We start from the raw sequence: 24,401 nt of genomic DNA, 5'->3' as shown, positions 1-24,401 counted from the left end.
CTCCGTATCCTGCCCGAAAACTGCTAACGTCGTTCGCAGTTTACAGTGGACGGGTGAGCGACGCACCCACTGATTCCGGCGCGGGCCGGCAGCCGATCTGGACCAGGCCCGAGCGCGGCACCCGCGGCCCCACTCCCGCCCACAGCCGGGACGCCATCGTCCAGGCCGCCATCGCCCTGGCCGACGCCGAAGGGCTCCCCGCGGCGACGATGCGCGCCGTCGCCACCTCGCTGGGCACCGCCGCCGGATCGCTCTACCGGTACCTGTCGTCCCGTGACGACCTGCTCGACCTGATGACCGACCGGGCCATCGGCGAACTCCAGCCCTACCCCCGACCCGACGGGGACTGGCTGGACACGATGCTGCTGATGGCCCGCCGCCAGCTCGCGCTGTACCGCCGCCACCCCTGGCTGCTGGAGGTGCTTCACCGGCCATCGGGCATCGGCCCGCAGAGCATGGCCTGGTTCGACCACTGCCTGTGGATCCTGGAACCCGTGCCGAGCTCCACCAGCGCCAAGTTCGAGGCGATCGCGATGATGACCGGCGTGGTCAGCCTCTTCGCCCGCAACGAGGCCACCGGCACGGCGAACCCCTTCGCGGGCCACGACCTCACCGCCTACCCGCACTTCGCCGCGGCCCTCAGCCGGACCACGCCACCCGCCCCCGACCAGGACCTCTTCGAACGAACCGTCCGAAGCCTCCTGACCGGCCTCCTCACCCCCACCTGGTCGAGGCGTGCCTGACGCTCCGCGGCTTGACATGGGACTGCCGGGGTAAAGCACAACGATCAGCACATCCGACCATTTGTGCCCTCTGAGGAGTTCAGCGTGTCCGAAGCGCCGCAGTCCGCCCGCCATGGGAATGAGTCAGAGACCCCGGCCGAGCGCGCCGACCGCAACTTCGTCGAACTCCTCCAAGGCTTGCGCGTGGCCGTCACCGGCGTCCAGGTGTTGTTCGCCTTCCTGCTGACCGTCCCCTTCTCGATCGGCTTCACCAAACTCGACTCGTTCGACAAATGGCTCTACTACATCTCACTCGTAGCAGCCGCCATCGCCACGATGTTCTTCATCGCCCCCGTGGCCCAACACCGCGTCCTGTTCCGCCAAGGCCTCAAAGAATCACTGGTCCGCCGCTCCAACGCCTACGGAATGATCGGCACACTGGCACTCGCGGTCTCCATGACCGCCGCCACCATGATGGTCGTCGACTTCCTCTTCAACGGCCCACTACCCCTCATCACCGCCGCCGGCGCCGCCCTGCTGGCCGCCTGGCTCTGGTTCATCGAGCCGGTCATCCGCCGCAACAGCGCCTCCTAGGGTCGGGCTCAGGACTGGAGCGGTGCGCCGGCATCGTCAGCCGCCGCAGCGCCTCAGCCGTGGCCCACGCGCTGAAGGGCGAACGGTCCGAACCGTAGAGATCGCGACCCTGCGGCATCACCGACCGGAATCATGTCGGCTTGCGGAACGAGAGCACCACCACGCCGTTGTCGAAGGCCTGCACGTTGAACGTCTCGAGCCGCGTGTGGAGTCCGGCCTCGAACAGGACGTCGTTCTCGTCGCCGACGCCCGCGAGTACCTGCGTGCCGTGCCAGGTGGGGTCGCTGAGCGTGGAGGACGCGACGTACTTCGGTATCGCGTTGATCCGGTCGGCGTAGTCCCCGTCACGCGACGGCCAGGCGCCGGCGTACACCTCGTAGGTGTCGCGTCCCATGAGCATCGCGTCGGCCTCCTCGAGCTGGGCCGGCGCGAGCTGGTCGCCCTGGTCGCTGAGGTAGTCGAAATGCCACTTCTCCATGTGGTTCACCACGCCGTCGAGCGATACGAAGGTGGAGTTGACGATCTTTGCCATGGCCGGCCCCTTCCGGTTCGTTCAGAGAGAACGATCTTCCCGGCACTCTCGGGGATCATGAAGGGCCAATCTTCGCCGCGGCGGGAGGTCCGGTTTCCGATGCCGGAAGGCGGCCGCGTGTGTTCGGATCAGGCCGCCGCCGTTCAGCGTGATCGCCCGCGGAACGGGCAGGCGGTCGGCGGTCGGCCTCCCGAGGCGGTCGGGCTAGGGCTGGGGGTCTGGGGTGGAGGTATGGTGCAGGCCGATGAGGCGCTGCTGGATGTCGAAGGAGCCGGGTCCCGTGTGCCGCCGCCAGGTACCGTCCGAATCCAGTGACCAGGCGCGGCAGTCGTCGTCGGCGGCGAGGTCCAGCAGGTCGGTCAGGTAGCGCCGGGCCGGCGGGTCGGTGACCGGGACCAGGGCTTCGACACGGCGGTCGAGGTTGCGGTGCATCAGGTCGGCGCTGCCGATCCACACCTCCTGGTCGCCGCCGTTGCCGAAGGCGTAGACGCGGGAGTGTTCCAGGAAGCGCCCCAGGACGCTGTGCACGCGGATCGTCTCCGACAGCCCGGCGACGCCGGGCCGCAGCCGGCAGATTCCACGGATCCACAGCCGGATGGGGACACCCGCCTGGGAGGCGCGGTAGAGGGCGTCGATGGTCTGTTCGTCCTCCAGGGAGTTGCACTTGAAGGCGATGCCGGCGGAACGTCCCGCGCGGTGATGGTCGATCTCGGCCTGGATGCGGTCGAGCAGGCCGGGACGGGCGGTGTGCGGCGACACCAGCAGACGCCGGTAGCCGGAGGGGCGGGAGAAGCCGGTGAGGTGGTTGAAGAGCGCCGCCACGTCCGCGCCGATGTCGGGGTCGCAGGTGAAGAGCCCCAGGTCCTCGTACAGCCGGGCGGTGGAGGAATTGTAGTTTCCGGTGCCGATGTGGCAGTAGCGGCGCAGGGATCCGTCGGCTTCCTCGCGGACCACCAGTGACAGCTTGCAGTGGGTCTTGAGGTCAACGAAGCCGAACACGACGTGGCAGCCGGCGCGGCTGAGCTTGTGGGCCCAGGCGATGTTGGCGGCCTCGTCGAACCGGGCCTTGATCTCCATCAGGACGACGACCTGCTTGCCGGCCTCGGCGGCCTCGATGAGCGCGTCCACGATGGGCGAGTCACCACTGGTGCGGTACAGGGTCTGCTTGATCGTCCGCACGGCGGGGTCGGCGCAGGCCTGCTGGATGAAACGCTGCACGCTGCGGCCGAACGACTGGTAGGGATGGTGGACGAGGACGTCGCCGTCGCCGATCACGGCGAAGCTCTGGCCTCCGGCGGGCAGAACGTGGCCGCCGGGCTCCAGCGGCGCGAACTTCAGCTCCGGGCGATCCAGATCGGCGATCTCGTTGAGGCCGGCCAGGTCCAGCGGCCCCGGCAGCCGGTACACGTGCTCGCCTTCCATCTCGAACTCTTCGGTGAGCTGCTCGAGCACGCGCGCGCTGATGGTCTTCTCCACCTCCAGCCGCACCACCATGCCGAACCGGCGCCGGGAGAGTTCGCGTTCCAGCGCTTGGAGGAGGTCTTCGGTGATCTCCTCGTCGACGTCCAGATCGGCGTTGCGGGTCACCCGGAAGGCGTGCGTCTCCAGGATCTCCATCCCGGTGAACAGCTCGTCCAGATGTCCGGCGATCACCTCTTCGAGCAGCGCGAAACGGCCCGGGGACGCCTGGACGAACCGCGGCAGGGTGGGGGGCATCTTGACCCGGCTGAGCTTCTCGGCGCCGTCGGCGGGGTCGCGGGCCAGCACCGCCAGGTTCAGCGACAACCCCGACACGTGCGGGAACGGATGCGCCTGGTCGATGACCAGCGGAGTGAGGACGGGGTTGATCTGCTCCTCGAACAGGCGGCCCAGCCGGTGGTGCTCCTCGGCGGTGAGGTCGTTCCAGCGCAGGACCTCGATGCCCTCGTCCGCCAGCGCGGGTCCGACGCTTTCGGACAGGCACCGGCTCTGCCGTTCCACCAGTTCGGCGACGACCTGGTTGAGGCGTTCCAGCACCTGTTCGGTGGACCTGGCGCTGTGGGGGTCGTCGGCGATCCCCGCGGCCAGCTTCCGGACGCTGCCCGCGACGCGCACGCTGAAGAACTCGTCCAGGTTGCTGGAGAAGATCGCCAGGAACCTGAGCCGTTCCAGCAACGGGACCTCGGTGTCCTCGGCGAGCTCCAGGACCCGCTGGTTGAAGCGGAGCCAGCTCTCCTCCCGTTCGAGAAAGCGGTCCGCGGGCAGCTCACCGCCCGGGGAAGAGGTCGGTTCGTCCTGTGGCGGCACGGCGGTGGAGACGTCCATACCTGGATCTTCTCCAAAATGACGGGCGACATGTGCCCGCAACCGCCCGTGCCCGGCCGACGTTCCTGGGCGAACCCCTAGAGTACGATGGTGTCTGTTTGAGGTTCGGGATGTCCGGGCATGTGCGGGGAGGATCTGGAGGTGACCCAGCGGTGAGGCTCCGTCCCGAACGTGGGCCTTCCCCTGACGAGACGGCTGGTCGACCGCGCGAATGGAACTGAACGAGACGGCTGTTCTCGTCACCGAGATCGACGGGTTCCAGGCCGGGGACCCTGGCTACTGCCTGCGTTTTTATCAGGACCTTCTTGAGGACGAATGGTTCGTTGAATTCTGGCCGGTCTGGCGGGCGGCGGTCCGGCCACAGGAAATCCAGCGGTTTATTCAGGCATGCCTCAGCGTGCTCAAGGCAGGGGTGTTCGCGGACCCGGCGCAGTTCTTCGACGACGGCTATGTCAGTGGTTCGGTGCTGGCGGAACCACTCCTGGACGACGCCGGGTCGGTATGGCTGGCCGTCGACCTGGACGTCGATTTCCGCCAGGACCTGGCCGGGTACGACGGGAAGGGAAGACCGCTTTACCGGCCGGATGCGCGAGCGGTTTCCATCGCGCCAGGTTGCCGTTTCGAGTCCACTCAGAATCGCGACCGGCTGCTCGGCAGATTGCGTGCGTTGCGCGCGCGTATCGATGGCCTCGACCTCCCCGAACCGTCCGGCGGAACGGTGCCGGTGACAGAGTTCGCCTTCCGCGCCGAGGGCGGCGACGACCCGCTCAGGCTGGGCTTCCACCATGACGAGGCCGACGACCGATGGTTAGTCTCCCTCCGGACGGAAAGGTCGATCTGCGAGCCCGTCGCGGGGTTTCCCGTCCGCCTCCTCCCTCTGACGCACCAGGGGCTTCGCCGGTTCGTCGACGCATATGGGCCCACCTCCGACGCCACTGAGGTTCCGGCGGAGACTCGGCTTGTCCACTATTACGATCACGAACTCGTCATCAGCACCTTCTCCTTCGCCTATGACGATGACACCCAGTCCGTGGTCGACCTGGCCGAGGACGAGATAGACCTTCGCCTGGCCGTGCGATGCAGAACGGGGTCGGAGCTCACCGGCCGTTCTTCGGAAGGCGAGCCTCTCTTCGCCGGCGGACACGCTGCCTGGAACGCCGATTTCATCTCCCTGCAGAACTCGCACCGCCTCCGACAGCAGGTGGCCGCACTACGCACCCGCCTCGAAGCCACTCCTCGACCATCTACCTGAGCGAGGCGAATTTCACATCCCCTTGCCCCCGAAGATCGCTATTGTTCGCCGAATGAAGAACGAGATTCCCCGCGGCGACTGGCTCGACGTCGACATCTTCCGTGAGCTGGTGAAGCAGGTCGTCCATCTGGATCTGGGCGGTTGGAGCCTCGCGGAGTTCGAACGCGCCATTTCGGCGCCGGGCTGGGAACTCCGGGAGCCCACGGAGGTCGCGGGCCAGATCTGGCGCCGGTTCGTTGCCCGGAAGGGCCCCTGGGGCGGATACGCCACCGTGATCGCCGATGCCTCGACCCCCGAGCAGGTCCGCAGGCTGAACGTACGCGTCGTCGACATGCCCGCCGACGACGTCTCGACCGCCGCCGGCCATGTCCGGGCCGCCTGGTGGGTCATGGAGGAGGAACTCGGCCCGCCGACGTCGTGGGGTGGTGACACGGGCCCGTGGATGTTGTGGCGGCGCCCCGGCACCAGCTTCGTCGTGCACCTGCATGACGAAGGCGAGGTGAGCCTCGAACTGGTGCCCACCGACGCCGATGCCGACGCCGGTGGCCGCGGCGACTCCCGCGGCTCCTGGCGCGCAGCCGACCCGGCCGACCTGCCCGCTGCGCCTGCCCGCGCCCTCCCCGGCTGGGATGAGATACAGAAGCACCTGTACAGGGCGTTGCGCTCTCTCAACTACGACATCCCGTTCTTCCCTGGCAGGTTCATCATGCACCTGGGGTCGGCCCGCGACCCCATGCGCTTCGTCCAATGCTGGAGCCAGAATCTGAGTCTCGTCGTCGAGGCCACCGGCTACGTGCACTACCCGGATCTGGCCGCCCCCGCCCGGCTGGCGCAGAACGGCTGGGAGCTCTCACACTCGCTCTGGCAACGCCGTTTTCCCAATGCCATGGACGACGCCGCGCATGCCAGAACGGCCGCCCGCATCCTCGTCGAGGAACTGCAGAGTCTGGGCATCGATCCGGCCGACCTCGTCTACAGCGGAACCACGGTCGGCCGCGGGCGCGGCTTCCATCTCGACCTGCCGAAGCTGGGCCTCCCCCGCACCCACCCCGGCGCCTGAAGCCAGGCCGACCACTTCGACCATGATGGCCGCGACCCGAACTCCACCGACGCCACCACCTACCGTGCGCAACTCCCGGTGGCCGACCGGCTGATCATCGACGCCACCCTCGGCAACGGGATCAGCGTGGAAGTCCGGAGCGGCGCCCCCGGCCACTCCAACCTGGCACGCCGGTCCCGCGCAATCGCCGCACATCTGGAACGCCTCACCCCACAAGCCTGGGCCCCCGCACCCGACCGGCCCGACTCCCCCTCACAGCAAACCTGACACGGCCGGCCCCGCGCCCCGAACCACTCCCCTGCGGTCACGCCGACGCAGCCTCCGCACCACCACCGCCGAAGCTCACCCACATGAGCGCGTCCAGTGCTCCAGCCGCACTTGGAGATCTTGGAGGCAAAAGCTTAAGTCACCACTTGACTTTTCGAGCCCGGCGACTAAAGTTAAGTGCATGCTTAAGTATGAGTCGGAGGGCGCCGACCAGGTGTTCCACGCGCTCGCGGACGCCAACCGGCGAGCGGTGATCGAGCGCCTGACCCGAGGCCCGGCCAGCGTGAGCGAGCTGGCGGCCATGCTCGGCGTGACCGTCGCCGCGATGGTCCAGCACCTGCGGGTGCTGGAGGACAGCGAGTTGGTGCGGTCGGAGAAGGTCGGGCGGGTCCGCACCTGCCAGATCGATCCGGCCGGCCTCCGCAACGCCGAAGAGTGGCTGCGGCGCCAGCGCACGGCGTGGGAGCACCGCCTGGACCGCCTCGGAGCGGTCCTCGACGACCAGACGGATGACCAGCAGGACGACCAGACGAAGGAGTCACGATCATGACCGACCACTCGGTGAAGCACAGCACGTTCACGCTGGAGCGGAGCTACGCCGCCTCGCCCGCCACGGTTTTCGCGGCCTGGTCCGACCGCGACACGAAGGCGAAGTGGTTCGCGGCCGAGGACGGCCGCTACTCGCTGGACTTCCGGGTCGGCGGCACCGAAGCCGTGCACGGCGGCGGCGACGGGGCCGGCCTCGTCGCGAGGAGCGAGTACCGCGACATCGTCCCCGACGAGCGCATCGTCTACACCACGGCCCTGTACACCGACGAGGTCCTGTCGACCGTGTCGCTGACCACCGTGCAGTTCGTCCGCGACGACGCCGGGACCCGCCTGGTGCTCACCGAACAGGGCACCTTCCTGGACGACCGGGAACAGCCCGAGTGGCGCGAGCAGGGCACCGGCGACTGGCTGGACGCCCTCGGCCGTCTGGTGGCCCCGCGATGACGGCGGACGGGGAACGGCAGATCCGCGAGCTGCTGGAGACCCGCACCTGGGCGCTCGGCCGCCGGGACGCCGCCACCGCGGCCGCCGGGTACGACGACGACCTCGTGCTGTACGACGCGGTCGGCCCGTTCGTCCGCCGCGGCGAGGACCCGACCGGCCGGCTGGAGAACTGGGTCGCGTTGTACGGCACCGGGATCGGACACGAGATCCGCGACCTGGAGATCACCGCCGGAGCCGATCTCGCGTTCTGCCACTTCCTGGTCCGGATCAGCGGCACGATGCGGGACGGCACCGAGGTCGGCATGTGGGTGCGCGCGACGAGCTGCCTCCGCCGGCATGACGGCGGCTGGACGATCGTCCACGAGCACGCGTCGGTGCCGTTCGACGCCGACTCCGGCCGGGCCGTGCTGCGCGGTGAGCTCTGATGACCCTCCAGCGCCGGGTCCAGGACGTCCTCGACCAACTGGTCGCCACCGGGGCGGAGACCGGCCTGCAGGTCGCCGTCCACCACCGGGGGGACCGGATCGTCGACGCGGTCGCCGGCGTCGCCGACGCCACCACCGGACGGCCGGTGACCCCGCAGACCCCGTTCTTCGGCTTCTCCACCGCCAAGGGCGTGGCCGCGTTGATCGCCCACCTGCTGGTCAGGAACGGCCTGATCGGCTACGACACGCCGGTGGCGGAGGTGTGGCCGGAGTTCGGGGTGCGCGGCAAGGAGACCGCGACCCTGCGACACGTGCTGACGCACACGGTGGGGCTGCCTGCGATGCCCGACGGCCTCGGCCCCACCGACCTGGCCGACCGGCCACGCGTCTGCGCGGCGATCGCCGGGGCCGAGCCGCGGTGGCGGCCCGGCGCCCGGACCGGGTACCACTCCTACACCTTCGGGTTCCTGGTCGGCGAGATCGCGCGGCGGGTCACCGGGCAACCGATGCGACGGCTCTTGCACGACTGGGTCGCCGAGCCTCTCGGAATCGCCGGCGAGCTGTACTTTGCCGTGCCCCCCACCGAGCTCGCCCGCCTAGCCCGGCTGGAGGACGCCGAACCGCATCCCCCCGAGCCGCTCGCGCACGACAACATCCTTGCGCCGTGGGAACGGCAACCCCGGGCGTCGATGGGCAACAGCCCCGACCTCCTCCGGTCCGACGTCCCGTCGGTGGGCACCTTCACCGCACGGGGGATCGCGACCGTGTACGCGGCGATCCTGGACGGCCGACTGATCTCCGCGGACCAGCTGGCGGAGCTGTCCGCCCTCGCCTTCGAGGGAACCGACCAGGTGTTCGGCAACCCCGCCCGGCTGGCGCTGGGCTACCCGCTCGGCCGCATCGGTGCCCTGCCGGACGAGCAGCCGACCACGTTCGGCTGGCCCGGCGGAGGCGGCGGCTACGCCTACGCCGACCCCGCCACCGGCACATCGTTCGCCATCACCAAGACCCGCCTCACCTCCGGCTTCACCACCGCGCAGCGCCTCTCGGACCTCGTGACCGCCAAGGTCGGCCTGCCCGCCTAGCACTCCCGCCGCAGATGGTGATCTTGATGACTGCCACCACACCACGGGACACCGTTGACAGGTGAGCATGGGCCCACGTGGCCGGCAGTTGATAGGGCTGCCACCGCTACAAGGCTTCAGGTCCGTCGAAACTGAAGATCGAACGGTTGGCCGCGATGGCCACGGCGGAACGCGTCACCGCGAACGCGCTGCAAGCCGGTCTGGATGATTCGTTCACGCGGGTGGCGGCTCGGTTCAAGCGCCGGACGGTATGGATCTCGCGCCCGCCGCCCGAACGATGTTCCGCACCCAGGCCAGGCCGGGGCGGAACATCGTCATATCGCCCCGGCCCCCGCCCGCCATGTTCGAGGAACCGTTCCTTGCTCGCGGTGCCGCCGATGGCTGTCGTCACGGGAAGCGCTCACTGGTCAGGGCCTGGTCGATGGGGGTCTCGCCGCCGACCAACACGTAGGCGCGGCCTGCGGTGTCCGGCCGGTCGAGGAGCGCGACGAGCACGGCGGCCACATCGTCCCTGGAGACCTGGTCGAACCTGGCGACCGCGCTGCCGGCCGGATGCCCGGCGGTGAGCTGGACGGTACCGGCGCCGGGTTCGTCGGTGAGCACGCCGGGCCTCAGCAGCGTCCAGCCGAGCCCATCACGGGCCATGATGTGCTGTTCGGCAGCGCGCTTGGCCCGCAAGTAAGCGGCGTACCCTTCGCCGATGTCGGGGTTGTCGGCACAGCCCACGTTGATGGAGCTGACGTGCAGGAACCGTCGCACACCTGCTTGTTCGGCCGCGTCCATGACCAGCACGGGGGCGGCCCGGTCCACCTTGTCCCGGCGTACGGCGGTGGCGCTCTTGCCCGAGCCGGCCGAGAAGACGGCGGCGTCGGCGCCGACCAGGACGGCGGCCACCTCATCGACGGTGGCGCGCTCCAGGTCGAGCACCACGGCGTCACCGCCGGCCTGTCTGACATCGCCGGCGTGGCCGGGGTCGCGCACGATGCCCACGACGGCATCGCCGCGTCCGGCCAGGAGCCGGGTCAGCCGGAGGGCGACCTTGCCGTGGCCTCCGGCGATGACAATCCTCATACTGCTCCAAACGAGCTGATCAGCGCGGCACGGTTGAGCGGCACCAGAGGCGGACGGCCGGGAAACGCGGCCCGTAACCGGCCTGTGCCCAGCACCGATCACGTTGGAATCGGCTCACCATGCGGCCGAGCGCGGGCGGGTGCCGCCGGCCCGCGAGTCGTATCTGCCCGCCAGCCGGACCGACGATCTGGACCGCCGCGTCCAGTGACCTGGTGAAGGTGGCCGGCGCCCGCCTGATCAATTCGCGGGCGAGACGAAGTCTGAGATGTTCTGCAGGAGGTTCGCCATCGTCTGATAGTGGCCTGCCGCCCACTCCGCCATGATCAGTTTCCAGGACGACGGGCACGAATCTCTGCAGATCGTCCTGACCGGCATAGAAGGCGTCACGGATCAGTCGCGCCTCCCACTGCACTCCCCTGCCCGCATCTGGCCCGGTACGGCCCTCCGCCCGTTCTCTATAGAGCTTGGAGGCCACGCACAGCACGACGTCGGCCTCACGGATCTGCTCGCCCATCCACAACGCCCAGTCTTGGCGCCGAGCAGCGGCGGACAGGTCCAGCCGCGCATCGATGTCGTTGCTTCGGAGGAACTCCCAGAAGTCACGCACCACCTGGCTGTGCCCCTCGTGCTGGGCGTAGGAGACGAACACGCGCGGAGCCACCGATTACTCCGATCTCTTCCTCGGATCGACGTCCCATTCCATCTCACGCGGCCGCCCAACGGTAGAGCCTCGGAGCAGGTCGAGATCCGTGATGAATGGCTCGGAGCCGGCCCGGCTCCTGGCTGCAGGACCGGGTCACAGCCGGGTCACAGGTCTGGGCACCGGGCTGTGACCGTCCGTTGGCTAGAAAGGTTGCGGGCGGAAGCGATCACGAAACACAGGGGGACGGCCGTGGCTGATGACGGGAATTGGGGCCGGCGGTCGGTGTTGCGGGGCGCCGCCGTGGTGGCCGGTGCCGCCGCGGCCACGCCGCTGCTGGGCAAGGCGGCCACGGCGCGGGCCGGCGTCGGTGACGCGGACGCGGACGCGCTGTTCAAGGCCGGGAAGTTCGAGCAGGCCGGCCGCGCCTATGAGGAGATCCTGAAAACGGATCCCGCGAACCTGCACGCGGCCCGCCGGCGCGGCCATGTCGGGCTGCTGGCCAACCAGTTCCCCGACGCCGAAAAGTATCTCACCATGGCCCTCCGGCTGGCCCCCGACGACAAGGACGCCAACTACTTCCTGGCCGACTGCTACATCAGGCAGGACAAATTCGCCCTGTCCGCACCGCACTGGCGATCAATCGGCGAGGAAGCCTACGCGACATGGTTCGCGGCGATCCGCGGCGAGGCGTATCAGGTCCACGGCGACATCGCGCGGGTGCCCTTCCAGCAGATGGACCCGATGCCGCTGGTGGAGGTCTCGGTCAACGGCGGACCGCCGAAGCGCTTCACGTTCTACACCGGCGCCCCGAACCTGAGCATGCGCGCGTCGGTGGCCAAGGAGGCCGGGCTGAGCCCCGTCGCCAGCCAGAAGATCGAGTACGAGGGCGGCACCATATGGGCCCACTACGGGGTGCTCGACTCGTTCAAGCTGGGCGGCATCGAACTGCGCAACGTCCCCGTGGGCTGGTCGTCGACGGAGTCGGGCGACGACACCGACACCGACAGCGACGGCATGATCGGCACGTGGGTCTTCTACCACCTGCTGACCACGTTCGACTACGCGGGCCGCTCGCTGATCCTGCGCCCCCGCACACCCGGAACGGCCAGGAAGGTACGCGCCGACGCCGCACGGGCGGGCGTCGAGCCCCTGCCGCTGTGGCTGGCCCGTGAGCAATATGTGCACAGCAGGGGCGGCATCGCCGGCTCCGGCCCGCGAGTGGTGGGCGTCAACCTCGGTGGGAAGGGCGGCGAGAGCGCCGCTGTCGTGTTCGGGGAAACGGCCGAGCAGTTGCGGATCCGCACCGACTACGACCGTCCGATCGGGACCTTCGCCCAGAGCCATCCGGCCGTCACCTACCCCTGCTATCCGAAAGAGATCCGCCTCGGCGACGCCGTCGCCAAGGAGGTCTATTGCGAGGCGAACCCGAACGCCGCGCTCGCTCCTTTCGGGTTCGACGCGCCGGCCGCCTTCTCCCACTGCTTCCACAAGCCCTACAACGTCACCCTCGACTTCACCGGCATGAACCTCTACATCGCCCGCGGCAAGGCCACCTGACCGTTCGACTGCACGGGCGTCACGGAAGCCATCAGAAAGCTGCCCGCTCCCACGCAAGGACGCGTCAGACGTCCTTCGTCGCCCGCGTCTGTACACCGACCCACCCAGGATCCGAGGAAGCAGCAGTGACCGGCACGGCGAGAGGACGAACGATGGCGCAGGTGGACACGGCGGAGACCGAAGAGGCCGCCGCCGTTGGCGGCGGGGATACCGGCGCCGGGACCCGGCGCGCGGGCATCCGCCGGGCGATCCACAGGGGCTCGCGGCCGGAGCCCTGGAAGCGCGGCCTCGTCCTCGCGGCGCTGGCGCTGCTGCTCGGCCTGCTCATGCTGCTGCACGCGATGATCCCGAACGGGATCTGGAACCTCGGCAGCCTGGTGGAGACCTTCCTGCCGTGGTTCGGCCTGTTCATCCCCGTCCTGCTGGCGGGGGCGTTGTGGCGGCGCTCCGCCTCCGCGGTGACCGCGCTGCTGCTGCCGGTCATGGTGTGGCTGAACGTCTTCGGCGGGCAGTTCGGCGACAGGTCCCACCCGGGCGGCGACCTCACCGTGGTCGGCCACAACGTCGGCGCCGACAACCCCGACCCGGCCGGCACCGCCCGCGAGCTGGCCGCCTCCGGCGCGGAGGTGCTGGCTCTGCAGGAGCTGACCCAGCAGGACCTGGGCACCTACGAGCGGGAGCTGGCGAAGGCCTACCCGTTCCACGCGGTGCAGGGCACGGTCGGGTTGTGGAGCAGGCTGCCGCTGGCCGACACCCGGATGGTCGACATCAAGATGGACACCGGGCCGCTCGGCGACGCCAAACCGGCCGCGCTCAAGACGGCCTACGCCCGGGGGCTGCGCACCACGGTGGCCACCGGCCAGGGGCCGCTGGCGGTGTACGCGGCGCACCTGGGGTCCGTACGGGTGAACCCCAGGGCCGGCTTCGGGACGGTCCATCGGGACAGGGGCGCGCAGGCGCTCGGCGAGGCCATCGCCGCCGAGCAGAACGAGCGGGTGGTGCTGCTCGGCGATCTGAACGGCACCATGGACGATCGCGCGTTCGCCGGCATCACCTCGCGGCTGCGCTCGGTCCAGGACGCGGCCGGGGAGGGCTTCGGCTTCAGCTGGCCCGCGAAGTTCCCGGTGGTACGGATCGACCAGATCCTGGTCAAAGGCGTGAAGCCGCAGAGCTCATGGGTGTTGCCCGCCACCGGCAGCGACCACCGCCCGGTCGCGGCCCGAATCAGCTGGTGAACCCCGCGCCGCACCGCGACCAAAGCCCGCCCCGGCCACGGTTGTGGTCGCCCCGGGGAAGCGTTCGCCGGCAGGGTGGTGAGGCGGTGGCCCGCCGCCACTGCTCGTTGATCATGATGAACTGGGGTCCGACGACGATGGGGAGGTGTCCATGGCGGACGTGCGGGCGACGGTGTGGGGAGACGGCGCGGCTTCGGCGGTGTTCGTGCATGGGATCTTCAGTTGGGGCACCGACGAGCTGTACGGGTTCGGCGGCCAGCGACCGCTGGCGGACGAGTTCCGGCTGGTCATGATGGACCGGCGCGGTCACGGGGCGAGCCCGGACATCGAGGGCGGCGACTACGAGGTGGACGCCGGCGACATCATCACCCTGCTCGGGGACGGCGCCCACCTGGTGGGACATTCGTACGGCGGCGCGGGCGCGATGCTGGCCGCCGTGCGCCGTCCCGACCTGGTGCGGTCGCTGACGCTGATCCAGCCCGGCACCCTGCGGCCCGCGGCCGGGCATCCGGTGGTGGACCAGGCACTGGAACGTGCTCGCGCCGGCACCGCCGAACTGCCGCCGGAGATGACCCCGCAGGAGTACTTGCGAGCGTCCACCGAAGGCATCGGAATGCCCGTGCCGGACGCCACGCTGGAACGTCTGCGGGCGGTGCGCACCGCGATGCGCGAGCGGCCCTGCTGGGACGCCGACATCCCGCTGGACCCGCTCGCCACCGCGCCCTGGCCCAAGCTGATGATCTCGGGCACCTGGGAGGACGCCCCCGAGCTCTACCGCCGGTACGCGGGCGAGCCGCTGATCGCCGCCGCGGAGTTCATCGCCGACCGGATCGGCGCCCGGTCCCTGAAGGTGCCCGGCTACTACCCGCAGGTCCAGCAACCCGTCCCGGTCAACGACGCGCTGCGGACGCTATGGCGGCAGGCCGACCAAAGCGCTGAACCTCACCTATGAGGCCCCCGGCGCGTTCACCGCACCGGAGGAAACTCAAACCCAGCGAGCAGGGCTGACCGAGACTCTGTCGTCCTGATGACCGGCGGCCTCGACGGCCAGTTCGAAGGTGAGGGCTTCTGACCTCTGGTGCTCAGCATTCACGGAGCGAGTAGGGGTTCAGGCCGCCGCCCCACAACCACGCGTGCCCTTCCCAGCCGTACCGGATCTTGACCCAGTCCGACCTGGTCCGGCCCCAGGAGGTGATCTGCGCTCCGTCGGTGATGTGGCACAGGGCGCTGGCCTCCGCGGGCGGCATGATCGAGCCGAGGATCTTGCCGGGCGGGACGCCCGGCGCCCCCGGGTCGGCCCGCACGTGCAGGGGCCGGGCCCAGTCGCCGACGGTGACCCGGTCCGCGCGGACGCGGGCCGGGGACTCGGCGAACGCGGCCACGGGCGGCATCACGGCCAGCAGCGCCAGCGTCGCCACCGTTCCGGCCCCGGTTCGGTAGCGGTTCATCGGCCCTCCTGGCGGGCTTCGCAGTCGGTGCGGCCGGCCGTGCTCCCGGCCGCGCGGTCGGTCTTGCTTCGCTCGCATCCGCCGCACGGGGGAAGGACCTCGTGGGGGTTGAGCCCGCCATCCCACGCCCAGGCGGTGGGCGGCACGCCCAGCCTGATCTTCACCCAGGTCGAGCCGGTCCTGCCGTAGGCGGTCATGTCGGCGCCCTGGGTCGAGCAGATGGCCGAGGCGGAGGCCCCGGGCCGCATCGTGCCGATCACGTCGCCGGGCCGGCCGCCCGGCCAGCCCGGATTGCTGCGGATGCGCAGATAGGGCTGCGCCCACTGCGCGACCTGGACGCGGAAGTTCAGGCGGACCGAGGGCGACGAGACGTTCCCCGTCGCCGCCGCCTGCGTCGGGATCGCCGGCCGACTCGCCGAGCCGGCGACAGCGGAGGCGGCCTGACCGCTCGCCCCCAACGCGACCGCCGTCAGCAGACCCGCCGCCGTCACGGTCGCCGCCCTGGTCAACGGACGTTGGTTCCTCATGCGCGCTCCTGTCTCGAAGGTGGCTCTTTGGACCGGAGCCCCGAGAACCGTTCGAGACCCAGAGTCACCTTGCGTACGCGGATCAGTACAGACGGTGGCGTGAACACGCCACTTCTTGAAGCATCAATCGCCGCTCGGCCGACCGCTCCCCGCCCTACCGCCCCATCCGTGAGCAGCGACCGAACACCACCATCGTGATCACCACCAGCCCGCCCCTCCTGGACGCCGCCGACCGGGTCCTGGTCCTGGACGACGGCGTCATCACCATGGAGGACACCCACCGGGCCCTCCTCAGCACCCACCAGCCCTACCGTCAAGCCGTAGCCCGCTGACCAGGCGAGATCCCCGCCACATCAGAAGTAGTTGGGGAACAGGTCGGTTGTGGGCCAGGTCTTGAGGTTGTTGGCAACGGTGTGCAGCGGCGCGCTGATGTCGGCGTAGGTGTAGGTCAGGCCGGACGGGTCGTCGCGCTGGTCGAACAGGACGGCCCAGGTGACACCGTCGTAGCGGCGGGTCACGATCGTCGTGGTGCCGGACAGGCTGCCGTCGTGCCAGGTGTTCTTGCCGCCGGTGACGTCGCGGACGTTCCAGCCGAAGCCGTAGTAGTAGCCGCTCGCGTTCAGGCCGGTCTCGGGCTTGGCGAACATCTGGGCGACGGAAGCCTGGGTGAGCACGGTCGTACCGAGGTCGAAGATCTTGGTGAATCGGACGTAGTCGACGGCGGACGCCAGCCAGCCGCCCATCGCCGTGCGGTTCTCCACGTTGAACGAGCCGTAGGGCGACGGCACGGTCGTCCCGGCGGCGTCGAAGACCGACTTGCCGGTGTACTGCGAGAAGTACGGCACCTCGCCGGGCGCCTTGTCGGCCTTCAGCGACTTGCCGGGGCGTGCGCGGGTGATGCCGAGCGGCGCGAACACCTTCTGCTGGACGTAGGTGGCGTAGGAGAGGCCGGAGACCTTCTCGATGATCTGCCCGAGCAGCAGGTAGCCGTAGTTGCTGTAGGCGTAGGCGCTGCCGGGCGCGTGGTTCAGCTTGAGCCCGGCCCCGTACTTGACCATGTCGGCCTTGCTGACGGGGAGCGAGACTCCGAGCGTGCTCGCGATCAGGCGGTCCTGGTACGTCGGGTCGGGGGTGATGTCGCGGTCCCAGCCGCCGAGGTGCTGCAGCAGCCGCTTCACGGTGATGTCCGCGAGGCGGGGGTCGGCGGTCTGACCGGACGGCGGCGTCAGGTCGAGCAGCGAGGTGACCGGCGTGGACAGGCTGAGCCGGCCGTCCTGGACGAGCCGCATGATCGCCGTCGCGGTGACCGCCTTGCTGAGGCTGCCGAGGCGGAACAGCGACGTCGGCCGGGCGCTGAGCGAGGTGTCGTCGCTCCAGGTGTAGCCGCGCGCCAAGAGGAGCTTGCCGCCCCGCATCACGGCCAGCGCCCCCGCCGGGATGTTCCGGTCCTGCATCAGCTTCTTGATCGCCGTGTCGAAGCCGCCCAGCCCGGCGCCCGCCGTGCCGGACACCTTCCAGGTGCGCGCCGCCGCGACGCCCGCCACCTGCGTGGCACCCGCCGAGCATCCGGTGAGCACCGACGGCGCGGCCGCCACCAGTCCGCCCACGCCGAGCAGCTTTGCGAACTCGCGCCGACTGGCACCCGTCTGAGTCACGTTTCCTCCGTGATCCTTTTCTCCGGATTCGTCCGGACGGACTCTACTGAAGATCACGTCGAGCTCAAGGCTTTACGATCTTGGGTCACTGGCCACTCGTCGCGCTCCTGCCGTACGGGTTCGCCTACCTGCCGTGTCGCGGTGCCGTCGTCACGGCAGACAAGTACGGGCGTTATGGTTTCGCCATGAAGGCTGCGGTCCATACCAGGTACGGTCCGCCGGAGGTCGTTCGGATCCGCGAGGTGGACAGGCCGGTGGTCCGGGACCGCGACGTGCTCGTCCGGGTCCATGCGACAACGGTGAACCGGACGGACTGTGCCTACCGGGCCGCCAAGCCCTTCTTCATGCGATTGCTCACCGGCCTCACCCGGCCACGGCGGACGATCATGGGGACCGAGTTCGCCGGCGTGGTCGAGGCGGTCGGCTCCGGCGTCACCTCCTTCGCGGTCGGTGACCGGGTGTTCGGGTACAACGAGGGCGCGTTCGGAGCACACGCCGAGTACCTGTCAGTACCGCAGAACGGTTCGATCGCGACCGTGCCCGCACGCGCAACCTTCGAGCAGGCCGCTTGCGGGACCGAAGGCGCGCACTACGCACTCGCGTTCATCAGGCACGCGGAGACGCGTGCCGGTCAGGACGTCCTGGTCTACGGCGCGACCGGTGCGATCGGCTCGGCGGCCGTGCAGTTGTTGAAGAGCCTCGGTGTCACCGTGACCGCGGTGTGCGCCACGGAGCACCTGTCACTGGTGAAGGATCTGGGTGCCGAACGGGTCGTCGACTACACCGCCGGGGACTTCACCAAGGACGAGCAGACCTACGACGCGGTGTTCGACGCGGTGGGCAAGAGCACGTTCAGCCGCTGCAAACGGCTGCTGAAGCCCGGCGGCGTGTACCTGTCCTCGGAGCTGGGTCCCTGGGCGCAGAACCCGATCCTGGCCCTGGTCACCCCGCTGCTGCGCGGCAGGAAAGTGAAGTTCCCGTTCCCGCGGGACGACCAGGCCATCGTGCGCCGGCTGCGGGAGCTGATCGATTCCGGGACGTTCACACCGGTCATCGACCGGCAGTACCCGCTGGACCAGATCGTCGACGCCTACCGGTACGTGGAGACAGGACAGAAGATCGGCAACGTCGTGATCACCATCCCGCCGCGACACTGAACGAACAACCGATGGCACCCGCCGGGCACACGTTCGCCATCGGCGACGACCGTGTTGCTTGAGGGACAGAGCTGGTGAAGCACTCCCGGCAGCGCGACCATCATCGTGTGGGGCCGTGGCCTGATCGCGGTGGGTTTGCGGCGCGACCGGACGCCTGTGCGGAGCTGGTCTGCCCGACCGGTCGGTTCGACGGCTCCGCGGAAAGTTCAGAGTTTGAAGAGTTTGGCGTACGGTTCGGTGATCCGCATCTTCTGGGGACCGAAGTCGATGACGACCGCCTGGTGCTCGACCTTCAGGACGCGCCCGAGGCCGTACTTGTCATGGGTGACCAGCTCACCCGACGCGAACTCCTCGAAGACCGGGGCGGGCGGGCGTTTGAAGGGGCTGGTGGGCAGATGCCGCCGCGTGGCGGCCCGGGGAGTTTTCATTCCTCACAGTATGCGCCCCGTGATGGCGGTCGCGACGAAATTCTCTCCGTCTTTCGCGAAGTCACACCGCTCGCCAGGCGATTCCCGCCCCTTCACCCACCTGCGTGCTATGCTGGGGACCAGTTGCGGTTCCCATAGACATTTTGTGCGCGCCTGACGGTCTCTACCTCAGGCGCCTTTTTGTTGTTCTGGATCTTCCGGATGGGTCATCGCGGCGCCCGGTCCTGCACGGTGCAGGCCGGGATCCGACCAGAAGGAGATCACCATGGCCACCGGCACCGTCAAGTGGTTCAACGCGGAAAAGGGCTTCGGCTTCATCGAGCAGGACGGCGGCGGCGCCGACGTTTTCGCTCACTACTCCAACATCGCGGCCCAGGGCTTCCGTGAGCTCCAGGAGGGCCAGAAGGTGACGTTCGACGTCACCCAGGGCCAGAAGGGCCCCCAGGCGGAGAACATCGTTCCCGCCTGAGCATCGCGCTGACGGCGTCGCGGCGGGCGTGGCATTGAGCCACCCCGTCGCGGACGTCGCCCGATGCGGCGGCACGTCACCACGATCGTTGCCGTATTTCACCAGGCCGGGCGCATACCTGTCGCCCGCTGTCTTCCGGTTCGTTCTTGAGAAATCTCCGCTCGTCTTCGTGACCCGGGGCCCTCCTCGATACGCGCCGATTCGAGGAAGGTTCCACAGACATGTCCCGTAACACCCGACGGCCCGTACGCGGCCGTTCGTCCCGAACTACCGATCACCGTACGTCGCCGACTCGGCCGAGCGGTGAGTTCACGCTTCCGAAGACATCCACGCCGCCTCTGCCCCCGATCTCGGCGTTCGGTGACCTGGACATGCCTTCGGCGCTGCTGACGACGCTGGCCCGTCATGGGATGACCACTCCGTTCCCCATCCAGGCCGCGACACTGCCGAACGCCTTGAACGGGCGGGACGTCCTCGGCCGCGGCCGCACCGGCTCGGGCAAGACCCTCGCCTTCGGCCTCCCTCTGCTCGCCCGCACCGCGGGCAGCCGCGCTGAACCGCGGCGTCCTCTCGCCTTGGTCCTCGTCCCGACCCGGGAACTCGCCCAGCAGGTCACCGACGCGCTCACCCCGTACGCCGAAGCCGTGAAGCTGCGGCTGACCACGGTGGTCGGGGGCATGTCATTGCCCCGCCAGGCGAACGCGCTCAAACGCGGCACCGAGGTCCTGATCGCCACGCCGGGCCGCCTCGCGGACCTGATCGACCGCGGTGACTGCCGGCTCGACAAGGTGGCGATCACCGTGCTGGACGAAGCCGACCAGATGGCAGACATGGGCTTCCTGCCCCAGGTCACCGGTCTCCTCGAGCAGGTCGCGCCCGGCGGTCAACAGATGATGTTCTCCGCGACGCTCGACCGCAACATCGACCGCCTGGTTCGCCGGTTCCTCAGCGACCCGGTGACCCACTCGGCCGACCCTTCGGCCGGAGCTGTCACCACCATGGAGCACCACCTGCTCCACGTCGCCGACGCCGACAAGCACGACACCACCGCGCACATCGCCGCCCGCGACGGCAGGGTCCTCATGTTCGTCGCCATGAAACACGGCGCCGACCGGCTCGTCCGCAAGCTGGCATCCCAGGGTCTCCGCGCCGGCGCGCTGCACGGCGGCAAGTCACAGTCCCAGCGCAACCGCGTCCTGAACGGCTTCCGCACGGGAGACCTCGATGTCCTGGTCGCCACCGACGTCGCCGCCCGCGGCATCCACATCGACGACCTGGACCTCGTCGTCAACGTCGACCCGCCCGCCGACCACAAGGACTACCTCCATCGCGGCGGCCGCACCGCCCGCGCCGGACGGTCCGGCACCGTGGTCACGCTCGTCCTCCCCTCCCAGCGCCGCGACATGAACCGCCTGATGACCACGGCGGGCATCGTTCCGCGCACCACCAGCGTGCGCCCGGGCGACACCGAACTGGCTCGCATCACCGGCGCCCGTACCCCTTCCCACACCGCCGCCGGAACCTCCCCCGCGAGGACGGACCGCCCGCGGACACGCCGCGCCACCCACCCGGTGCCCGCCACACGCAGCAGGAGCGTCGAACGGCATCGTTCCGCTTCCTCTGCACGTCCCGCACGACGTGCAACACCCTCACGGAACACCTGACAGACGTCCCGGACCCCTCAGGCGCGCCTGCGCGAGCGCTGACGGCCTCCAGGAGCCCCAGCGCCGGAGTCCACACCTCGGCCCGCGCAGGTGCCGCACAGGCCACCCTCGCAAACCTGGATCAGAACAGCTCCCTGGAGTGAAGTGCCCCTGAGGACGAGCTGCCACTTCGGAGATCAGCTCTGCTCGCGTCGCCTCTTCCATTCGGCGACGACGGCCTCGACGTGTTTGCGGATGTCGTCACTGCGGTCCGCGCTGCCGTTGACGTCACGGCACGCCTGGCCGTACTCGGCCCACAGGGCATCGTCAGCGAGGCGAAACTTCCGTTGTGGGCTGCCTGCCGTAGGCATGTCAGCCGCCCAGCTTCACGACCAGCGAACGCAGATGAGGCGTTGCGGCGTTGTCTTGGCCGCGCTTCACCCATACTGCGATGTGTTCGCTGACCAGCTGGGCGAGACTCGCACGCTCGTCGTCGCTGAGCTCAACCGTGGTCGAGGTGCTGGTCCGGCAGTCGTAAGCCCTGAAGAGGATGTCTCCGACCGCCTGTTCGGCCGCAGGGGGCTTGCGGTTGCGCTGAGCATGCCAATCGGCACTGTTGTTGACGACGCCCCACCCATGCAGGGCTTCGTGGTTGGTAAGTTCGAGCCTCATGGGGCCGGCACCTCTCGCTCCCAGGGGGTGTGGCCACACCCTACGCCGGTGTGGCCGCACACGTCGAGGGGAACCCCTCGTATCACTCCCTCAACTCACTCTGCTCCGCCGGCCCGAACAGCCGATCGGGCCAGCGGGCACCCTCACCGTGCCGAGCCTCAAGGGAAACCAACCACAGAACGTCCGACGGCGAACGTACGTAGCCGAGCGCGAAGTCGCCGAACAGAACCGATTCGTCGGGTGCGATTTGTCCTTCGCCCGCCGTTTCTCGGCGTTCGCCATGGACCGCTACATACCTCTCTGCTGCTTTGCGGCTGGTGACGCGGACCGAGTGGAAGGCCATCAAGGCGCGCGTTGCGGCTCGGCGGCCTGGCCGTCACCAGACGCAGGCCGGACATGGACGGCGGCCACGACACCGATTCCCGGTGCCCCGTTCGGCATCTTCTCGTTGTCGTTCCGCGACCGTCGCGACGGCTTGGCGATCGGGGGCGCCCCGCCCAGATCCGGGATTGCCAGCACCGCCGCCCGCACCTTCGACACCGGTCGATCATGGCCCCAAACGAGCACCGCGACCGGGACACGCACCAGCATCGCCTGGCTCCCCCACACCCGGGAGACCGCCGTCACCGTCGGCTTCAACGGCAGCGATATCAGCTTCGACGGCGGCCGCACCTGGACCCGCTTGGACCACATCGCCACCCTGCTCGGCGTCAACTGCCGGCCACACGCTGCCTGCTGGGCCGTCGGCGAACACGCCACGCAGCCCAACTCACCCTGACACCCCACTGACCCACTGCAGACCCCGGCCCCCGCACGACCCCACCGACCGACACCGACGCCCCGGATCTGCTGGCCGGGCCTTGAGCGAACCGGGCTTTCCAGGGGTGCGCCCCTCCCCCGCGCTGATGGATGGCCGGAACGCACCGCCACGCGGCCAGGTCCGGGGGTTACCCGACGTCGGTTTCGGCGTCGGGCCCGTGGAGCTGGTTGAGAGGGCGTCTTCAAATCCCGGAGGGTGATCATCAGTCGGGGCGGGCAGTCAACGGGCTCTGACGCACGATCTTGGCGTAGAGGGAGCGTCGCTGCCCAGCACCACTCCGGATCGGCAAGCGTCGCCTTAAACAGCGGGATGGCCCGGCCCAGGTGCGCCCGCCGACTGGTGAGGTGTCGGCCTGCCGGTCGGTGAGCCGCCGCCGAGTGGACTCGTCGGCCAGAACCTGGCCGCTCCGCTGGTTACCGGACACGTGTCCAGACGTCAGGCACCCGGCCCCCGACCAGTGGCCGGGGTCCGTGGCGTCAGGATTCCCTGGTGAAGGTCATGTCCATCCAATGCCGCCAGGTCGCCCCGCCGTCGTCGGTGCGCTCCCACGTCGCGGTCATGGTGTCGCCGCCGACCACCAGGGTGGCGCGCTCGGCGTCGCCGGCGAACGTCCAGACGCCGCGCTCGTCCACGGTCGCGTGCATGGTGACGAACCCGCCCCCGTTGTCGAACGAGCGCATGGGGTAGCCCCCGGTCGCCGGGTCGTACGGCCCGATCATCTCGATCGCCTCGACCCGGTCGCCGCCCATCCGCACGTCCACCCGGTGAACGAGGAAGAATCCCCCCGCCATCCACTCGTAGGTGTCCCACCCGGCGATCCGCACCGGCGGGTCGTCGGTGGTCCCGCCCTCCGACCGCCACCGTCCCACGAGCACGTCCAGGTCCTTGTTCTCCGGCATGAGCCCTCCTGTGTAAGATGTTGCTTAAATACTTACACATGAGGAGAGCGCGGTGGACGAGGCGTTGCGGGCGGTCGCCGACCCGACCCGTCGCACGATCCTGGTGCTGGTCCGCGACCGGGAGCTGCCGGCCGGCGACATCGCCGCGCGGTTCCCCGGCATCAGCCGCCCCGCGGTCTCCCAGCACCTGCGGATCCTGGTCACCGCCGGGCTCCTGGACATGCGCCGCGACGGCAACCGGCGGCTGTACCGGATGCGTCCCGACGGCCTGGCCGAGGCGGCCGTCTTCTTCGAGTCGATGTGGTCCGACCCCCTGCGCAGGCTGAAGGACGCCGCCGAACGAGAGGAAGGCTCATCGTGAGATTCGAGCGGACGATGCGGATCCAGGCCCGCCCGGAGACCCTCTGGCGATTCTTCACCGACCCGGACCGCCTGGCCCAGTGGTGGGGCCAGGCCGACCTCGACGCGCGGCCCGGCGGCGACCTGCGCGTCGCGATGCCAGACGGCCCCCGGCCCGTGATGCGCGGGACGTTCGTCGAACTCGTCCCCTACGAGCGGATCGTGTTCACCTTCGGCTGGGAGCCCGCCCCCGAGGCACCCGACATCGCCCCCGGCACCTCCCTCGTCGAGGTCACGCTCGCCCCCGACGGCGAGGGCACCAAGCTCACGCTCCGGCACAGCGGCCTGCCACCCTCACTCGGCGACGAGACCGCCGAAGGCTGGACCCACGTCCTGCGGCACCTCACCGACGCGGCCGAACGCGCCAAGCCCGCCTGATCCAGCCCTGCCACTCCGCCCCCGGCCTGCCACCGACGAAGTGGCAATCCCCTGGAACCGTGGAGGCATTGATCTTCCCCAGTTTCCGTGGAGTCCACTTTGGTTGACATGCATGTCTTGGCCCTCAAGAGAGGTCAGCATGCCCAGGAGCTATCCCCCGGGTTCC

29 protein-coding genes are annotated in these 24,401 nt (G+C 69.4%); 17 read left to right on the top strand and 12 right to left on the bottom strand.

Features of this window, described 5'->3' with window-relative positions; all coding sequences use genetic code 11:
• Positions 1–53 precede the first annotated feature (53 nt).
• Together ABZ810_RS41900 and ABZ810_RS41895 are read left to right on the top strand one after the other, a co-directional pair.
• Entirely contained in the window at positions 54–743 is a 690-nt protein-coding gene (locus tag ABZ810_RS41900; RefSeq protein ID WP_358412688.1) for a TetR/AcrR family transcriptional regulator, read from the top strand.
• 84 nt (positions 744–827) lie between these two features.
• Positions 828–1,316, top strand: coding sequence for a DUF6328 family protein (locus ABZ810_RS41895; RefSeq protein ID WP_358412686.1), 489 nt, complete (start codon positions 828–830; stop codon positions 1,314–1,316).
• A 130-nt stretch (positions 1,317–1,446) separates the two neighbouring features.
• On the opposite strand, the gene ABZ810_RS41890 is transcribed toward ABZ810_RS41895, so the two are convergent.
• Both ABZ810_RS41890 and ABZ810_RS41885 read right to left on the bottom strand, forming a co-directional pair.
• On the bottom strand, positions 1,447–1,848 hold the full coding sequence (locus ABZ810_RS41890) for a dihydrofolate reductase family protein (protein WP_358412684.1): 402 nt from the start codon (positions 1,846–1,848) through the stop codon (positions 1,447–1,449).
• Positions 1,849–2,052: 204 nt separating this feature from the next.
• Positions 2,053–4,152, bottom strand: coding sequence for an RNA degradosome polyphosphate kinase (locus ABZ810_RS41885; protein ID WP_358412682.1), 2,100 nt, complete (start codon positions 4,150–4,152; stop codon positions 2,053–2,055).
• A 211-nt stretch (positions 4,153–4,363) separates the two neighbouring features.
• Here ABZ810_RS41885 and ABZ810_RS41880 point away from each other — a divergent pair, with 211 nt between their 5' ends.
• From ABZ810_RS41880 to ABZ810_RS41855, 6 genes are all read left to right on the top strand, one after another.
• Positions 4,364–5,404 (top strand): hypothetical protein, encoded by a 1,041-nt coding sequence (locus ABZ810_RS41880; protein ID WP_358412680.1) that lies wholly within the window; start codon positions 4,364–4,366, stop codon positions 5,402–5,404.
• Positions 5,405–5,456: 52 nt separating this feature from the next.
• Positions 5,457–6,464, top strand: a complete 1,008-nt coding sequence (locus ABZ810_RS41875) for a hypothetical protein (protein WP_358412678.1) — start codon at positions 5,457–5,459, stop codon at positions 6,462–6,464.
• Positions 6,465–6,912: 448 nt separating this feature from the next.
• Entirely contained in the window at positions 6,913–7,281 is a 369-nt protein-coding gene (locus ABZ810_RS41870) for a metalloregulator ArsR/SmtB family transcription factor (RefSeq protein WP_358412676.1), read from the top strand.
• Positions 7,278–7,724, top strand: coding sequence for an SRPBCC domain-containing protein (locus tag ABZ810_RS41865; protein WP_358412674.1), 447 nt, complete (start codon positions 7,278–7,280; stop codon positions 7,722–7,724). Before ABZ810_RS41870 ends, ABZ810_RS41865 begins: the two co-directional genes overlap by 4 nt.
• Positions 7,721–8,149: a nuclear transport factor 2 family protein gene (locus tag ABZ810_RS41860; RefSeq protein ID WP_358412672.1), complete on the top strand. Its 429-nt coding sequence runs from the start codon at positions 7,721–7,723 to the stop codon at positions 8,147–8,149. The genes ABZ810_RS41865 and ABZ810_RS41860 overlap by 4 nt, the downstream gene beginning before the upstream one ends.
• Positions 8,149–9,234, top strand: coding sequence for a serine hydrolase domain-containing protein (locus ABZ810_RS41855; protein ID WP_358412670.1), 1,086 nt, complete (start codon positions 8,149–8,151; stop codon positions 9,232–9,234). The genes ABZ810_RS41860 and ABZ810_RS41855 overlap by 1 nt, the downstream gene beginning before the upstream one ends.
• 106 nt (positions 9,235–9,340) lie before the next feature.
• Here ABZ810_RS41855 and ABZ810_RS41850 read toward each other — a convergent pair whose 3' ends face one another.
• The 3 genes from ABZ810_RS41850 to ABZ810_RS41840 are packed head-to-tail and all read right to left on the bottom strand — an operon-like array spanning position 9,341 to position 10,954.
• On the bottom strand, positions 9,341–9,625 hold the full coding sequence (locus ABZ810_RS41850; protein WP_358412668.1) for a hypothetical protein: 285 nt from the start codon (positions 9,623–9,625) through the stop codon (positions 9,341–9,343).
• A complete protein-coding gene (locus ABZ810_RS41845) occupies positions 9,622–10,305 on the bottom strand; it encodes an SDR family oxidoreductase (protein WP_358412666.1) in 684 nt (227 codons plus the stop codon). The genes ABZ810_RS41850 and ABZ810_RS41845 overlap by 4 nt, the downstream gene beginning before the upstream one ends.
• A 19-nt stretch (positions 10,306–10,324) precedes the next feature.
• Positions 10,325–10,954: a toll/interleukin-1 receptor domain-containing protein gene (locus ABZ810_RS41840; protein WP_358412664.1), complete on the bottom strand. Its 630-nt coding sequence runs from the start codon at positions 10,952–10,954 to the stop codon at positions 10,325–10,327.
• 243 nt (positions 10,955–11,197) lie between these two features.
• Here ABZ810_RS41840 and ABZ810_RS41835 point away from each other — a divergent pair, with 243 nt between their 5' ends.
• The 3 genes from ABZ810_RS41835 (at position 11,198) to ABZ810_RS41825 (ending at position 14,692) form a co-directional block, all read left to right on the top strand.
• Entirely contained in the window at positions 11,198–12,505 is a 1,308-nt protein-coding gene (locus tag ABZ810_RS41835; RefSeq protein WP_358412662.1) for an aspartyl protease family protein, read from the top strand.
• Positions 12,506–12,657: 152 nt separating this feature from the next.
• Complete coding sequence (locus ABZ810_RS41830; protein ID WP_358412660.1) at positions 12,658–13,740, top strand: endonuclease/exonuclease/phosphatase family protein; 1,083 nt, start codon at positions 12,658–12,660, stop codon at positions 13,738–13,740.
• 151 nt (positions 13,741–13,891) lie between these two features.
• A complete protein-coding gene (locus tag ABZ810_RS41825) occupies positions 13,892–14,692 on the top strand; it encodes an alpha/beta hydrolase (RefSeq protein ID WP_358412658.1) in 801 nt (266 codons plus the stop codon).
• Between the two features lie 130 nt (positions 14,693–14,822).
• Here ABZ810_RS41825 and ABZ810_RS41820 read toward each other — a convergent pair whose 3' ends face one another.
• Entirely contained in the window at positions 14,823–15,188 is a 366-nt protein-coding gene (locus ABZ810_RS41820; RefSeq protein ID WP_358412656.1) for a hypothetical protein, read from the bottom strand.
• Positions 15,185–15,715 (bottom strand): hypothetical protein, encoded by a 531-nt coding sequence (locus tag ABZ810_RS41815; RefSeq protein ID WP_358412654.1) that lies wholly within the window; start codon positions 15,713–15,715, stop codon positions 15,185–15,187. Before ABZ810_RS41815 ends, ABZ810_RS41820 begins: the two co-directional genes overlap by 4 nt.
• 194 nt (positions 15,716–15,909) lie before the next feature.
• On the opposite strand from ABZ810_RS41815, the gene ABZ810_RS41810 reads away from it, so the two are divergent.
• The gene (locus ABZ810_RS41810) at positions 15,910–16,047 is read left to right on the top strand and encodes a hypothetical protein (protein ID WP_358412652.1); all 138 of its coding nucleotides are present in this window, start codon (positions 15,910–15,912) and stop codon (positions 16,045–16,047) included.
• A 21-nt stretch (positions 16,048–16,068) separates the two neighbouring features.
• Here ABZ810_RS41810 and ABZ810_RS41805 read toward each other — a convergent pair whose 3' ends face one another.
• Positions 16,069–17,370 carry a serine hydrolase gene (locus tag ABZ810_RS41805; protein WP_358412650.1) on the bottom strand — a complete coding sequence of 434 codons (1,302 nt, stop codon included), beginning with the start codon at positions 17,368–17,370 and terminating at the stop codon, positions 16,069–16,071.
• A 185-nt stretch (positions 17,371–17,555) separates the two neighbouring features.
• Between ABZ810_RS41805 and ABZ810_RS41800 the strand changes: the two genes are divergently transcribed.
• The gene (locus tag ABZ810_RS41800) at positions 17,556–18,527 is read left to right on the top strand and encodes an NAD(P)-dependent alcohol dehydrogenase (RefSeq protein ID WP_358412648.1); all 972 of its coding nucleotides are present in this window, start codon (positions 17,556–17,558) and stop codon (positions 18,525–18,527) included.
• Positions 18,528–18,733: 206 nt separating this feature from the next.
• Here ABZ810_RS41800 and ABZ810_RS41795 read toward each other — a convergent pair whose 3' ends face one another.
• Positions 18,734–18,955: a hypothetical protein gene (locus tag ABZ810_RS41795; protein ID WP_358412646.1), complete on the bottom strand. Its 222-nt coding sequence runs from the start codon at positions 18,953–18,955 to the stop codon at positions 18,734–18,736.
• A 265-nt stretch (positions 18,956–19,220) separates the two neighbouring features.
• Between ABZ810_RS41795 and ABZ810_RS41790 the strand changes: the two genes are divergently transcribed.
• On the top strand, positions 19,221–19,424 hold the full coding sequence (locus ABZ810_RS41790) for a cold-shock protein (protein ID WP_155343844.1): 204 nt from the start codon (positions 19,221–19,223) through the stop codon (positions 19,422–19,424).
• Between the two features lie 371 nt (positions 19,425–19,795).
• Positions 19,796–21,088: a DEAD/DEAH box helicase gene (locus ABZ810_RS41785; protein ID WP_358412644.1), complete on the top strand. Its 1,293-nt coding sequence runs from the start codon at positions 19,796–19,798 to the stop codon at positions 21,086–21,088.
• A gap of 351 nt (positions 21,089–21,439) precedes the next feature.
• On the opposite strand, the gene ABZ810_RS41780 is transcribed toward ABZ810_RS41785, so the two are convergent.
• The 3 genes from ABZ810_RS41780 to ABZ810_RS41770 form a co-directional block, all read right to left on the bottom strand.
• Entirely contained in the window at positions 21,440–21,739 is a 300-nt protein-coding gene (locus ABZ810_RS41780; protein ID WP_358412642.1) for a hypothetical protein, read from the bottom strand.
• A 342-nt stretch (positions 21,740–22,081) separates the two neighbouring features.
• The gene (locus tag ABZ810_RS41775; RefSeq protein WP_358412640.1) at positions 22,082–22,432 is read right to left on the bottom strand and encodes a hypothetical protein; all 351 of its coding nucleotides are present in this window, start codon (positions 22,430–22,432) and stop codon (positions 22,082–22,084) included.
• Positions 22,433–23,035: 603 nt separating this feature from the next.
• Positions 23,036–23,458 (bottom strand): DUF1579 family protein, encoded by a 423-nt coding sequence (locus ABZ810_RS41770; RefSeq protein ID WP_358412638.1) that lies wholly within the window; start codon positions 23,456–23,458, stop codon positions 23,036–23,038.
• A 52-nt stretch (positions 23,459–23,510) separates the two neighbouring features.
• On the opposite strand from ABZ810_RS41770, the gene ABZ810_RS41765 reads away from it, so the two are divergent.
• A complete protein-coding gene (locus ABZ810_RS41765; protein WP_358412636.1) occupies positions 23,511–23,819 on the top strand; it encodes a metalloregulator ArsR/SmtB family transcription factor in 309 nt (102 codons plus the stop codon).
• The gene (locus ABZ810_RS41760) at positions 23,816–24,235 is read left to right on the top strand and encodes an SRPBCC family protein (protein ID WP_358412634.1); all 420 of its coding nucleotides are present in this window, start codon (positions 23,816–23,818) and stop codon (positions 24,233–24,235) included. Before ABZ810_RS41765 ends, ABZ810_RS41760 begins: the two co-directional genes overlap by 4 nt.
• Positions 24,236–24,401: the final 166 nt, after the last annotated feature.

It is taken from the genome of Spirillospora sp. NPDC047279, assembly GCF_040643285.1.
In the GTDB taxonomy this organism is placed as follows: domain Bacteria; phylum Actinomycetota; class Actinomycetes; order Streptosporangiales; family Streptosporangiaceae; genus Spirillospora.
Note: the sequence above shows the minus strand (reverse complement) of the source record. Positions and strands in the feature narration are given on the sequence as shown.

Bases quoted from the DNA above. Each gene is read 5' to 3' on its own strand.
- ABZ810_RS41890 (WP_358412684.1), bottom strand. From the start codon at position 1,848: ATGGCAAAGATCGTCAACTCCACCTTCGTATCGCTCGACGGCGTGGTG.
- ABZ810_RS41885 (WP_358412682.1), bottom strand. From the start codon at position 4,152: ATGGACGTCTCCACCGCCGTGCCGCCACAGGACGAACCGACCTCTTCC.
- ABZ810_RS41880 (WP_358412680.1), top strand. From the start codon at position 4,364: ATGGAACTGAACGAGACGGCTGTTCTCGTCACCGAGATCGACGGGTTC.
- ABZ810_RS41875 (WP_358412678.1), top strand. From the start codon at position 5,457: ATGAAGAACGAGATTCCCCGCGGCGACTGGCTCGACGTCGACATCTTC.
- ABZ810_RS41870 (WP_358412676.1), top strand. From the start codon at position 6,913: ATGCTTAAGTATGAGTCGGAGGGCGCCGACCAGGTGTTCCACGCGCTC.
- ABZ810_RS41865 (WP_358412674.1), top strand. From the start codon at position 7,278: ATGACCGACCACTCGGTGAAGCACAGCACGTTCACGCTGGAGCGGAGC.
- ABZ810_RS41860 (WP_358412672.1), top strand. From the start codon at position 7,721: ATGACGGCGGACGGGGAACGGCAGATCCGCGAGCTGCTGGAGACCCGC.
- ABZ810_RS41855 (WP_358412670.1), top strand. From the start codon at position 8,149: ATGACCCTCCAGCGCCGGGTCCAGGACGTCCTCGACCAACTGGTCGCC.
- ABZ810_RS41845 (WP_358412666.1), bottom strand. From the start codon at position 10,305: ATGAGGATTGTCATCGCCGGAGGCCACGGCAAGGTCGCCCTCCGGCTG.
- ABZ810_RS41830 (WP_358412660.1), top strand. From the start codon at position 12,658: ATGGCGCAGGTGGACACGGCGGAGACCGAAGAGGCCGCCGCCGTTGGC.
- ABZ810_RS41825 (WP_358412658.1), top strand. From the start codon at position 13,892: ATGGCGGACGTGCGGGCGACGGTGTGGGGAGACGGCGCGGCTTCGGCG.
- ABZ810_RS41820 (WP_358412656.1), bottom strand. From the start codon at position 15,188: ATGAACCGCTACCGAACCGGGGCCGGAACGGTGGCGACGCTGGCGCTG.
- ABZ810_RS41815 (WP_358412654.1), bottom strand. From the start codon at position 15,715: ATGAGGAACCAACGTCCGTTGACCAGGGCGGCGACCGTGACGGCGGCG.
- ABZ810_RS41800 (WP_358412648.1), top strand. From the start codon at position 17,556: ATGAAGGCTGCGGTCCATACCAGGTACGGTCCGCCGGAGGTCGTTCGG.
- ABZ810_RS41795 (WP_358412646.1), bottom strand. From the start codon at position 18,955: ATGAAAACTCCCCGGGCCGCCACGCGGCGGCATCTGCCCACCAGCCCC.
- ABZ810_RS41790 (WP_155343844.1), top strand. From the start codon at position 19,221: ATGGCCACCGGCACCGTCAAGTGGTTCAACGCGGAAAAGGGCTTCGGC.
- ABZ810_RS41785 (WP_358412644.1), top strand. From the start codon at position 19,796: ATGCCTTCGGCGCTGCTGACGACGCTGGCCCGTCATGGGATGACCACT.
- ABZ810_RS41780 (WP_358412642.1), bottom strand. From the start codon at position 21,739: ATGAGGCTCGAACTTACCAACCACGAAGCCCTGCATGGGTGGGGCGTC.
- ABZ810_RS41775 (WP_358412640.1), bottom strand. From the start codon at position 22,432: ATGTGGTCCAAGCGGGTCCAGGTGCGGCCGCCGTCGAAGCTGATATCG.
- ABZ810_RS41770 (WP_358412638.1), bottom strand. From the start codon at position 23,458: ATGCCGGAGAACAAGGACCTGGACGTGCTCGTGGGACGGTGGCGGTCG.